Origin of the sequence: Paenibacillus andongensis (assembly GCF_025369935.1) — a bacterium.
Taxonomy (GTDB): domain Bacteria; phylum Bacillota; class Bacilli; order Paenibacillales; family NBRC-103111; genus Paenibacillus_E; species Paenibacillus_E andongensis.
In genome coordinates this window covers 5,726,734-5,738,633 of sequence record NZ_CP104467.1, presented here as the reverse complement: position 1 = coordinate 5,738,633, position 11,900 = coordinate 5,726,734, and the positions used below count along the sequence as shown (strand labels likewise).

The following is an 11,900-nucleotide window of genomic DNA, read 5'->3' as shown; positions in this document are numbered from 1 at the left end:
TGCTAACTCTACCAACTTATTGGGGAAGGTATCTATATGATTATTTTAGTTTCCGTAAGACTTTGTTAGGCAATTAAATGCCGTCTCTAAATTCTTGTGGTGTTACACCGAACTGGCGTTTAAACACTTTGATAAAGTAAGCCGGATCCAAATAACCGACTTCCATGCTGATTTGATACACCTTTTTGTCGGTTGTCTTTAGCAAATGACAAGCGCGCTCCATTCGGAGAGAGGACATATAATCACTTATTCCTTCACCGGTTTCAATCTTATAAATTTTGGATAAATGTGTCGGGTGCAAATTTACGTGGTCTGCAAGAGCGCGCAGCGAAACATCAAGATGAAGGTTTTTCTCCGCAAAATCCTGAACTTTTTTCACATACGTGGATCGTATATCTTTGATTTCATTCGATGCATTCTCTTTTAGCTTGCCAAGCACACCCAGAGACCACTTTCTAAGTTTGCTAATGGAAGAGAAGGCCTCTCCGCTCTGCAAGGATTCAATCTCTGGTCCTATTAAGTTGGCCAATGAGTAGCCGTTCCGATGCGCAATATGCGTGAAGGAAGAAGCGATTGAAAATCCAGCTTCCATACAGTGCTCCCAGGATTCGGACCATCTCTCATCAAGTTCAGCGAACACGGTCCCTAGTTTATCTTCCGCCGCATCCCAACGCCCGACCTCGAGCAGGTTTATCAATGTCGGAGGCATATGGATAGCGTCCAAGGTTCCCTTCGAAACGTTTTGCTCATAATCACCAACGCTCATGACGAACTCCCGTTCATCCCCTACGATTTGCCGGAAATAGCCCGAGGCCTGCCTATAATGGTCTGATAACTGGTTCGGAAATTGGAACCACTCCGTAATCACGATGGACAGAGATCCTTTCAAGAACTGTTTCACTTTATACTGAAGCTGCATGGCAAGCTTTTCTAAAATCGTTTCTTTCCCAACGTCAGAATGATCTTCCTTGAGCTGAAGCAGGAAGGCAAGATACCCATGCTCTTCCTTAACTCCCCAGACCTCTGTAAATTCTCCGATAATCTCTTCGGCCATATTGATGATGGCATATTCCATCAACTGCTGCCCATTGTTTTTATATTGCCCGAACTCTTCCTCCATTCGGACGAGCAGGAGGGCACAGTCCCCATAACGGAACGGTAATCCGTAATTCTCCAGCTTCCGACTCCATTCGTCGGAGGACATGCGATGACCTCGAAAGGCATCAAGAAGCAATTGGCCACGAAGAAGCGGTAAGTTTTCCCGAAGGGTGTATTGGGTGCGTTCATAGGAGCTAATGCTTTCCCATTCCGTATTCAATTGATCGATCGCAGCCTTGACTGCGTCAAACAATTCGTTGTCGGTCGGCGGTTTAAGCAGATAATCCACCGCCTGGTGCCGAACGGCCTCTTTCGTAAACTCAAAGTCGGAATGACCGGATAAAATAATGCATTTTATTTTTTTATCAAACATGCGAATTTGCTCGATCAGCTCTATGCCGGTCATTTCGGGCATGAGCACATCGGATATGACAATATCGATAGGGTGCGTCTCGAGGATTTGAAGCGCCTCATGCGCAGAATAAGCTTTATGAACCTGTTCGATGCCGAGCGTATGCCAAGGTTTGTGCATGGATAGGTTGTCTACCCAATGAGCTTCATCGTCTACTATGATCATTTGCATGTTACGTGTCTCCTTGTATGAAGGGATGATGGCGATGTTCCTCTCCAGAGGTTATTTCCCAAATAATCTCTGTTCGAAATCCTCCTAGAAGCGATTTCGTGAAATAGAGATAAGAATTATCACCAAATTGGTGAATGATCCGCTGGTTGGTATTCCAAAGTCCGCAGCCCATTTTCTCTTGTAAGGGCTCCCGCATTTTATGATTTAACGCTTTTTGCTGATCCTCCGTCAACCCAGGACCGTCGTCATCGATATAAATCCTGCAATAGCCGTTTGACATCTCGCCGCTGATTCGAATTTCACCCGATGAATACGATTTCCCAACTCCATGGATGACTGCATTTTCCACAATCGGCTGCAGCAGCAAGCGCGGAACTTGTAGGTTTAGCAGTTCTTCGGGTATATCGATATGATAATCAATTCTGCCGTTACGCAGCTTCTGAATGTCGAGATAGTTGACGATCAGTCGAATTTCTTCGTCCAGACTAGCCGTTTCCCGCTCCATTCGGGTCGTGTAACGGTAGTATGCGCTCAGATTATACGCCATGGATACGACAGCTTCTTCGTTCTTCATCTGGGCCATGTTAACAATGTAGCCTAGGCAGTTATAAAGAAAATGCGGATTAATTTGAGCCTGCAATTGCTTCAAAGTCGCATCCCTGGCCCGTAGTTTCTCATTGAGCACGTTTTCAATTAAACCTTGAATTTGCTGAGACATATCATTAAATCGGTGAAACAGAAAAGAAAACTCATTGTGCGCAGCGGTGATGATCCTTACCGAGAAATCCCCACGCTGCACGCTCTGTAATCCGCGAATCAGTTTTCTAATCGGACGCTGAACGTTCCGGTAAAGCAGCACGGAGGAAGAAATACCGACCACAAAAAGTAGGACCATCGATAAATAAAATAGATTGCGGCTGAACGAAATTGGTCCCAAGATTTGATCCAGTGGAACAATGTCAACTAGATGCCAGTCCAATTGAGGAGACTTCACGCTACTTACCAAATAATTTTTATTTTCTAATCTCACGACATTCTGCATGGTATCTTCCAAAGATTGCCCATCCAAATAGTGGATGAGGTCACTTAATAGCTGTGTGGACGCGCTGCGATTCAGGATTGGAGCCTCTCCCTTGTGGTAAAAGAAAGGATCTCCTTGACCGCCTGCCTTATAAGTGTCCAGCATATTTTGAATATTTTCATGACCAAAGCTGGCTTCAACCACCAAATTACTTCCACTGAGCGTATCCTGTTGGCCGAAAGAATCCGTATAGAACCAGTAAAAGGCCTTCGGTTCACCTTGAGGCAGGCTTTCGCCATCCCCATAAGTCCATTTTCCGGTCATATTCCTTTTCAAATAATTCTCATCATACTCGGACGTTTTGATGGCATTAGTAATGGCTTCTTTGTTCTGTTGGGAATACACCGTGTATTTAACTGGCCATATGTTCATAATGCCGGACTGCAGCACCATCTTCTCCTGAACCACATATCTAGTCTGCATCCGATCATAGCGATCTTCCCAGATGTTTAATCCATTGAATTTCTGAACATTCGGATCTTTCGAAAAGGTCATGACAAAGTCCATCATCTGATTGATCCTCGAGTCAATTTGGCTGGATAGAAAAGAGAGCTGTTTGATATTAGATACCTGCAGCTCCTTGCCTATAACATCGAATGCGATTCGATTGGAATATGTAAATACGATAATGATCGGGATGAACAAAATGATAATAAGACCGTTCATTTTGGCAAACAGACTAAATCTGGAACCGACCCTTCTTTTGACAAACTCAAGACTTCTTTGCAGCTCCATAACCGATCCCCCCAGAAGATATCCCTAACAAAACCCTATCCATCCTAACATTGTCTTATAGTTTAAGGTTAGCGTTTGTTGATACTATATATATCAGGGTTTCTCAAAATACACAAATGAGTTTTTATGGAACGGGGTAGAGAGCTATGGACGCAAAGACGGTACATCAAGTGACCCACAAGGCCACCGAAAGCGTGAAAAGGAAAAGCAGCTACAAACAACCATGGATGCTTCATCTCATGGTGCTGCCTGCTATCCTATTGGTTTTCATTTTTTCTTATCTTCCAATGTCGGGGATCGTTATGGCGTTTCAGGATTATAAATCAGGTTTGGGAATAACCGGCTCCCCGTGGGTTGGCTTGAAGCATTTTCGTTATATGTTTGAGAATGATTATTTTTTGAAAATTACGTGGAATACCCTGTTCTTTGCTTGTACCAAAATCGTGTTGAACTTAATCATTCCATTTATTTTCGCCTTGTTATTGAATGAAGTAAGGAACATGGGACTCAAAAGGTCCATCCAAACACTTGTCTACTTTCCCCACTTTCTATCATGGGTCACACTCGCAGGAATTCTGATTGATATGCTCGCTCAGACTGGGCTTGTCAACCAGTTCCTTTCCAATGTGTTCGGCATTAAGCCAATTTTCTTTCTAGGCGACGGTAGTTGGTTCCGATTTACCATTATTTTCAGTGATGTCTGGAAAGAATTTGGGTTCAATACAATTTTCTTCCTAGCAGCGCTTACGGCCATTAATCCAGCGCTGTACGAAGCAGCAGAAGTTGACGGAGCTAGCCGCTTCAAGCAAGCGATGCATATTACCATACCATCACTTATACCGATTGCAATCGTAGTTGCAACTTTGGCTCTGGGCAATGTACTGAATGCGAACTTCGACCAAGTGTTTAACTTGTACAGTCCTTTGATCTATCAGCAGGGGGATATTATCGATACGTTTGTGTACCGGGAAGGTCTTCTTAGTGGACAATTCAGCTTCGCTACGGCAGTTGGTCTATTTAAATCATTTATCAGCTTAATTTTAATCATCATATCCTATCGTCTTGCTTATAGATTCGCTGGATATCGAATTTTCTAAGTGAATGCTTAAGAAGCCAGTTTTCTACGAAAACTCAGTAACGCTTACGAGGCCAGTTTTCTAGCGAAAACTCTAAGGAGGACAACATATGTACCACAAAACGTTATCATATCGCATATTTTCTGTGTTTAACAATGTGTTATTGATCATAATCTCTATTCTTTGCCTACTGCCGTTGTACCACTTACTGATGGTGTCTTTTAGCTCAAATGCCCCTGCCAACGCCGGGATGGTTACGTTTTGGCCGATCGGTTTTACACTTGAAGCCTACGAAAAAACGTTTAACAATGCCCAGTTTCTTACATCACTTGGGGTATCCATCAAACGGACTATCCTTGGAACGGCGCTTGGGATGTTCGTTAACGCAATTGCAGCTTACGCACTCTCCAAAGATGTCCGTGTCTTTCGCGCTCGCACTGGCTATCTCTGGTATTTAGTCATAACCATGCTGTTCAACGGGGGCCTGATTCCAAACTATATCCTTATTTATAAGCTCGGTTTGATGAACACGATGATGGCGCTTATCCTGCCAGGAATGGTAACAGTCTATAACCTCATTCTACTTCTTAATTTCTTCCGCAACGTTCCTAAAGATCTTGAGGAAGCTGCCTTTATTGACGGAGCCGGTCATTTCCGAACCTTCTTCATGATTTACTTGCCGATCTCATTACCGGCCATAGCGACAATTGCATTGTTCACGATGGTTGGACATTGGAACGCTTATTTTGACGGCTTAATCTACATGAAAGATGCTGAGCATCTTCCGCTTGCAAGTTTCATGCAAACCATCATAGTTCAAGCGGATATGTCGAAGATTGATCTGTCTGCAGTTGCCAATCAATCGCAACGAACGATTCGCGCATCACAGATATTTATCGGCGCGCTGCCTGTATTGATGGTCTACGTTTTCCTGCAACGTTTCTTTGTAAAAGGGATCTCTATCGGTGCCGTCAAGGAATGACTTGTTGGTTTAGGATGTAAAAAGAAGAACACTGTAACCTACATGGCTACAGTGTTCTTCATATACTTACGTTCTTACTCCTTCGGCATCTTACTCATATCCATGTATAACACATTCCACCGATGGCCATCCAAATCAGTAAATCCGGCGCCGTACATCCAGCCCTGGTCATGGGGTTCACCATAGATTGTGCCGCCTGCCTTAACCGCTTTCTCTAACATTTCATCTACTTCTTCTTTGCTCTCGGCATCAAAGGAAAGCAATACTTCGGTGCCTAGCTTGGTATCTGCAATCTCATTTTTCGTAAAACTTTTGAAGCTGGACTCCGGAAAAAGCATCACGATAACATTGCTATTTCCGATTAGTAAGCCAGCGGCATCATGGCTATTTTGATGTCGCGGATGAAACGAAAATCCAAGCGCGGTGAAAAACTCTTTTGATTTCTTGAGGTCTTTTACCGGCAGATTGAGCCAAAATTCTTTTGTCATCATCATTTCTCCTTATTATTCGTAGTGGCTTTTACTGAGTACTTATGGTTAATTTTAGCATAAAAAATGATGTAACATCTGTAATTAATGGGCCGCGTTACCCAGCTTACCATGTTGGATCATCGTTGCTGCCAAACCCATCAATGCTGCGATGAACAAGTACCCAAGCATAATCAAGGCATAATGCCCGATTTGTTTGTTGCCACCCAGCGTAATGACATGTTGAAGCCCGTGGAGAGCATACGTCATCGGCAAGCATTGACCGATCGCTTTCATAACTGGCGAGCTCAGTTCCGTTGGAAACGTTCCGCCGCATGTGGCAAGCTGCAGAATTAACAAGGTCACCGCTGCGAATTTACCGACCAGACCAAATACGTTTACGAGCATGAGAATAATCGTCAGGAACGTAAAGGATACTAACAAGGTAAATAAAACGAACAGCGGAATACTGGTAACCTGCAATTTGAACCCAAGAAGAACGATTGTATCCACAATAGCCGTTTGGATTAAACCGATTGTATAGAATAGGCCAAGTTTATTGGTAAAGTGCGTGCTTCCAGCAATATCAGGTTCCTGCCGACGACCAAGAGGAAGGATATTGGCCGCCATGATGCCACCGACGAAGAAGGCTAGGCAAAGGAAATACGGAGCAATGCCGCTGCCGTAATTAGGTACGTTCGTCAACTTCGATTCGACAAGTTGAACAGGTTCGGCAAACATCGATGACCTGGCATCATCCGTATGAATTCCTGATGTTTTCAGTGCGGCATCATTTAGTTTGCTCGATAGTTCTCCGGAACCGTCTGTCAACTGAATGAGTCCGTTCATCAGTTCATTTGCACCTGTATCTAGCCGTTGACCGCCGTTCGCGAGTGTATGAACTCCTCCGGCAAATTGTTCAAAACCGTTGCCCCATTTCACAAAGCCCATCTGAAGCTTCGCTGCGCCATCGGATAATTGAGTAACTCCGTCAGCAGCCAGCTTCAGCTTGTTGCCGAAGGTTTGAATACCTTCATTCGTTTGGACTTGTCCATCACTTAACTTTTGGGAGCTATCCGCAAGCTTGGACAAAGCTGCGGACATTCGTTCTAAGTTTGATGTCAATCCTTCGGATGTTTTCACTAGGCTTTGTAGCTTGTCATCATTAGCAGCATCAGGATGTGCGCTGACATAGTCAGTCAATGCCATGTTCAGACTTTTAGCGTCCTGTGCAGCTTGAGCTTGTCCCTGAGCGGCTTGTTTGCTGCCGTCCGACCACTCTTTCAAGCCTTGAGAGACCTGAGACGAGCCTAATTCGATCGACTGATGGCTATCAGCAAGCCGTTTCATATGATCAGCCATAGTGGCAGTTCCTTCAGCAATGCTCTGGACTCCATGCTGCAGCTGTTGTTCGGTTTCAGTTAGTTGGCTGCTGTGCTCTTGTAACTGCAAGGCACCTCCGGATATTTGGCGAATGCCATCCGTCAGCTGGGAGAACCCATCTTTGGCCTGGGATGTGCCTTGATTTAAGGATTTTGCGCCGTTGCCAGCGTCGCTAATACCTTTTGCCAGCTCCTGCATATTAGAGAATACGCCGTCAGCATAAGATTTGGTTATGCTCGCGTCGATTTTTGCCTTCATCTCCTTGACGGCCGAAGAGCCGACTTGGGAAGCAACGTAGTTGGTTCCGGCATTCGTTCTATAAATCAACTGTGCCGGCTTCGGATGTTCATCCATGAGTGTCCCGACTTCTTTGGAGAAATTTTCAGGCACCATGATCGTCATATAATATCGTCCGTCTTTTAAGCCGTCTTCGGCTTCAACTGAGGTAACGAAATGAAAGTCTAGCTCTTTGTTTTTTTGAAGCTCGGCAACAAAATCGTCACCCGCGTGGATGGGCTTGTTGTCGAGCATAGATCCTTGGTCCATATTCACAATAGCGACAGGTAATTCAGTCAGTCTGCCATAGGGATTCCAGTACCCAGCTAAAAATAATCCGGCATAGATTAGGGGAACCAGAACCAAAAAGCCGAGTGCAATTCGTCCGTGCTTATGCTGAAGCAGAGCTTTCCAATCCCTTAGGATGAGTTGAATACTCTTCATAATCCTATCTTCACTTCCTTATAAGTTGGTTTTTATTGAACTCACATCCTTTATTGTAGCTACTCCAAATGATAAAGTATAATACATAATTGATTATAAAATAATAGCTTTAAGGCTATTAGTGTGAGGGAATGATACGCATTGGAGTTTATACAGCTACACTATTTTCAAACCGTTGCCCGCTTAGAGCACATGACAAAAGCGGCGGAAGAACTTCAAATCGCCCAACCTTCCTTAAGCAAGACGATTGCTCGTCTGGAAAAAGATTTGGGCGTGCCTTTATTTGACCGCAAAGGCCGTCAAATCCGCTTGAATCCGTTCGGCCAAGCTTTTCTTGCTAGGGTCGAACGTGCATTCATGGAATTGAACGAGGGGAGAAGGGAACTCCATGATTTAGCAGGGCTGCATGAAGGAACGGTCACGTTGGCCGTGACGATTCCCCGAATATTGCCGGAACTGCTTGGAGCTTTTCTAACGCAATATCCAAATGTAAGGCTTAGGCAGTTTATTGAATCGACTTCCTCCATGAGGCGCCTGCTGGAAAACGGGGAAATCGACTTGTGCATTTCTTCAATTCCGATCGAAGGATCCGACATCGAATGGAAACCGCTCATGACGGAGGAAATCTTCCTGTTAGTCCCGCCTGAACATCGGTTAGCGGGGCGCGATGCGATCTCTCTTTCTGAAGTAAAGGATGAGCCATTTATTAGTATGAACGAGGGGTACGGCTTTCGGAACCTGACGGATGCATTTTGCCGGGAGGCTGGCTTCACGCCTAATATTGCTTTCGAAGGGGATGAACCGAATATTATCGGCAGCTTGGTACGCAAAGGGTTGGGCGTTGCCTTCGTGCCTGCCTTGTCCCTACCGGATGCATCTATTCCTTCACCTATACGGCTTCGGATCACGAATCCTGCCTGTCACCGAACAATCGGAATGGCTTGGTCAAAAAGTCGTTATCTTTCACAAGCTGCTGAGCGGTTTCAGCAGTTTATCGTGGACTATTTCGCTAAGCTATGATCTTAGTCATTCATGGATTGCGGACAGACCTATTTTTACGCGCCTTGCTTTGACCGCTTGAGCTCAGATAAGCATTGCGACCGGCACCCAAACCTACAAAGAGTAAAAGCAAAGAAAGCTGCCACCATGATCAACAGTGGAATGGACCAGACATTTGTTAAATCATGCAGGTAGCCGAACAAAATCGGTCCAATAGCGGCCAGAAGAAACCCAATGGACTGAGCCATCCCAGACAATTCGGCAGCTTGATTAGCATTTTGCGTGCGAAGTCCAAAGAAAGCAAGCGCCAAGCTAATGCTTGATCCTACAGCGATACCAATACATATAATGGATATCCAGGTCAGAGCGACATTGCCAGACAGCAATCCGATATACCCGAATAGATGAAAAAGAACTGTAGCGATGACAATACTTCAACAATGTCCCGCTAAGAACCGAGATCAGAGGGACGAGAAATGTGTAAGAGGCTACCTTACTGGCATCCCCGGCATTAACAAGCATAAAATAGACAACCCAAGAAGCTGCTATTCCTAAAATGATCCCGAAAATAAGTCCGAAGAGATAGGGAGCGTTCCACGTAATGTCTGACCATTTCTCTTTACTGGACCCTAACGCTGTTAGGATAATTCCACCAATTATACATTGAAAAGCCACAAGCCAGATGGAATCAACGCGGGGGCTCACTTTTTTAACATAAACCGTACCTATCGACCAAGCCAGTGAAGTTAGGAGTGCCAGAATAATACCTAGGATTGCGATATGGCCTGATAATCCTCCTGCGCTAACCGCCGCCACACCAAGAAACCCAATAATTAATCCCATTATTTTGATTGCGTTCATCGCTTCTCCCAACCAAACCCATGCAAAAATTCCTACAAGCACAGGCTGAAGATAAACGATAACTGAGAATAATCCTGAAGGCATGTACAATAGGCCGACTGTTTGCAAGGCATAAAATAGAATGAAGTTGAAGATAGAAGAAAGCACATAGATCTGCCAATTTTCTCTCCAACGAATTTGTTTCCACTTAGGGACATATAGGCTAGCCAATAGAAAACCACCTACAAGTGTGCGCATCCCTGCGAACAATAGCGGTGGTGTGTAAGCCAAAGCAATTTTGTAAATGGGCCAAGAAATCCCCCATACAACAACTAAAAATGTAATAAGACCAATTGTTTTAGAGCGTGATAGTTCTTTCATGATGTCTAGTATTCTCCTTTTTTGATTTGAAACTCTGAATATTATCATACGTAATCAAATTACTTATATTGGAAGTTGTGCATAAATGTGAGATGTGAACAAACAAAAAAATCCGCAACCTTAGAGGGTACGGATTGTTGGATTGTCGGATTGGATGGTAATAGCTCGTAACTAGGATCCAATTTAACCAGTGGTTAAACCGTTTTCAAATTATTTCGCTTTTAACTATGTACGGAATAAGATCACAAGATATATCAGCTTTGAGATCAAGGATACACTGCAAAGCTTGCTCCTCATCAATACCTAGAATTCTGGTAAAGTAAAATAGCATGTGATCATAGATCGAGCTAAAATTCTCTAATTCGTTGGGGTTATCGGACAAATAGGTTTGATGTTTCATAACAAGATTCTCGGTGACAGGATTCAAAATGATATACCTCCAACTGGTTATAAAATCAATCTATCACAATTGGTTAGAGGTTGAATAGGAATTTTTTTATATTTATGGTTGTCCATATATTTTCTTTATTTTTTTGAAAAACCACAGATAGTAACCATATGAAAGTAACAGAGTGAAGGTTATGGTTATGAAACTCCAATACCAGGCCCAATTTAAATATTTAATCAGTTGAGTATACTTTTCAAGATTGACTTCAATTATAGTAATTACCGCTGGAAAACTTAGGATGTAAATGAATTGAACAAACCATGATCTGTCTTTAGGGAAATGAACATTAAAAATGGCACTTACGGCAGGGAAGACGAAAAATTCAAAAGTAAAACTAGATTTGTAAACCATTTTTAGAAATCCAACCGGGTATTCGATTAATCCTTTTTGGATAACCCAAGCACCAAATAACCAACTGGGAATTTGCATGAATAAAAAACTTACCTGTGCTTTGATCGAATTTTTCCGTTTAATGAATATCAGCAGAAGAACAGCCGTAACGATCCAAACGGAGTAAAGAATGACCCTATCCATAATTATCAGTCCCGTTATTTTAATACTTGAATTATCGTCAAAAGTGAAGAATTTTAATCTTTTATTGAGAAGTATGCGATATTTCGCTATTAGATAAAGAAGTAGAACAGAGCCGCACGACAAATTCGCCCGACTCTGTTAGAAATTTATTTATTAGTTTGTTCTTCTCTGTGCCCACCTTGTTGGCCGGTCATACCATGATAAGGCATTGGATAGTGATGTGGATAGTGATGTGGATGATGCGGATATGGAATAGGATAAATGATCACTGGATGATGATGCATATGTGGATGATAGTAGTGATGATGAGGGTGATATGGGTGATATGGATGGTGTGGATGATGCGGATGGTGCGGATGATGCGGATGATGCGGATGATGCGGATGATGCGGATGATGCGGATTAACATAATGACCTTGGTTGTAACTCATTGAGTAATCTCCTCCAGATCTTTGATACACCAACCTATGTAATAATGTAATAACTGGATGCTTGACTATATCGAATTGGGCTTTTTGAACGATTTCAAAGAAACGATTTGTCCGATTATATCAAGATTGACCAGAGGGCCAA

Annotated in this window: 10 protein-coding genes; 4 read left to right on the top strand and 6 right to left on the bottom strand. The window is 43.4% G+C overall.

All coding sequences use genetic code 11. The annotated features are described in order from the left end of the window. Positions 1–73: 73 nt before the first annotated feature. Together NYR53_RS25750 and NYR53_RS25745 are read right to left on the bottom strand one after the other, a co-directional pair. Positions 74–1,681, bottom strand: coding sequence for a response regulator transcription factor (locus tag NYR53_RS25750; RefSeq protein WP_261301961.1), 1,608 nt, complete (start codon positions 1,679–1,681; stop codon positions 74–76). 1 nt (position 1,682) lies between these two features. Beyond that, a complete protein-coding gene (locus NYR53_RS25745) occupies positions 1,683–3,497 on the bottom strand; it encodes a sensor histidine kinase (protein ID WP_261301960.1) in 1,815 nt (604 codons plus the stop codon). Between the two features lie 146 nt (positions 3,498–3,643). Here NYR53_RS25745 and NYR53_RS25740 point away from each other — a divergent pair, with 146 nt between their 5' ends. Both NYR53_RS25740 and NYR53_RS25735 read left to right on the top strand, forming a co-directional pair. Then, entirely contained in the window at positions 3,644–4,594 is a 951-nt protein-coding gene (locus NYR53_RS25740; protein ID WP_437180073.1) for an ABC transporter permease, read from the top strand. 88 nt (positions 4,595–4,682) lie between these two features. Further along, complete coding sequence (locus tag NYR53_RS25735; protein ID WP_261301959.1) at positions 4,683–5,555, top strand: carbohydrate ABC transporter permease; 873 nt, start codon at positions 4,683–4,685, stop codon at positions 5,553–5,555. Between the two features lie 74 nt (positions 5,556–5,629). Here NYR53_RS25735 and NYR53_RS25730 read toward each other — a convergent pair whose 3' ends face one another. Together NYR53_RS25730 and NYR53_RS25725 are read right to left on the bottom strand one after the other, a co-directional pair. Continuing rightward, positions 5,630–6,043 carry a VOC family protein gene (locus NYR53_RS25730; RefSeq protein ID WP_261301958.1) on the bottom strand — a complete coding sequence of 138 codons (414 nt, stop codon included), beginning with the start codon at positions 6,041–6,043 and terminating at the stop codon, positions 5,630–5,632. Positions 6,044–6,127: 84 nt separating this feature from the next. Next, positions 6,128–8,125, bottom strand: a complete 1,998-nt coding sequence (locus tag NYR53_RS25725) for a YhgE/Pip domain-containing protein (RefSeq protein ID WP_261301957.1) — start codon at positions 8,123–8,125, stop codon at positions 6,128–6,130. A gap of 141 nt (positions 8,126–8,266) precedes the next feature. Here NYR53_RS25725 and NYR53_RS25720 point away from each other — a divergent pair, with 141 nt between their 5' ends. Together NYR53_RS25720 and NYR53_RS25715 are read left to right on the top strand one after the other, a co-directional pair. Further along, the gene (locus NYR53_RS25720) at positions 8,267–9,145 is read left to right on the top strand and encodes a LysR family transcriptional regulator (protein WP_261301956.1); all 879 of its coding nucleotides are present in this window, start codon (positions 8,267–8,269) and stop codon (positions 9,143–9,145) included. A gap of 164 nt (positions 9,146–9,309) precedes the next feature. Further along, entirely contained in the window at positions 9,310–9,447 is a 138-nt protein-coding gene (locus tag NYR53_RS25715; RefSeq protein ID WP_261301955.1) for a hypothetical protein, read from the top strand. Here NYR53_RS25715 and NYR53_RS25710 read toward each other — a convergent pair. After that, positions 9,437–10,345 carry a DMT family transporter gene (locus NYR53_RS25710; RefSeq protein ID WP_261301954.1) on the bottom strand — a complete coding sequence of 303 codons (909 nt, stop codon included), beginning with the start codon at positions 10,343–10,345 and terminating at the stop codon, positions 9,437–9,439. The genes NYR53_RS25715 and NYR53_RS25710 overlap by 11 nt on opposite strands. A 502-nt stretch (positions 10,346–10,847) precedes the next feature. Next, positions 10,848–11,327, bottom strand: coding sequence for a CBO0543 family protein (locus tag NYR53_RS34545; RefSeq protein ID WP_367618582.1), 480 nt, complete (start codon positions 11,325–11,327; stop codon positions 10,848–10,850). Positions 11,328–11,900: the final 573 nt, after the last annotated feature.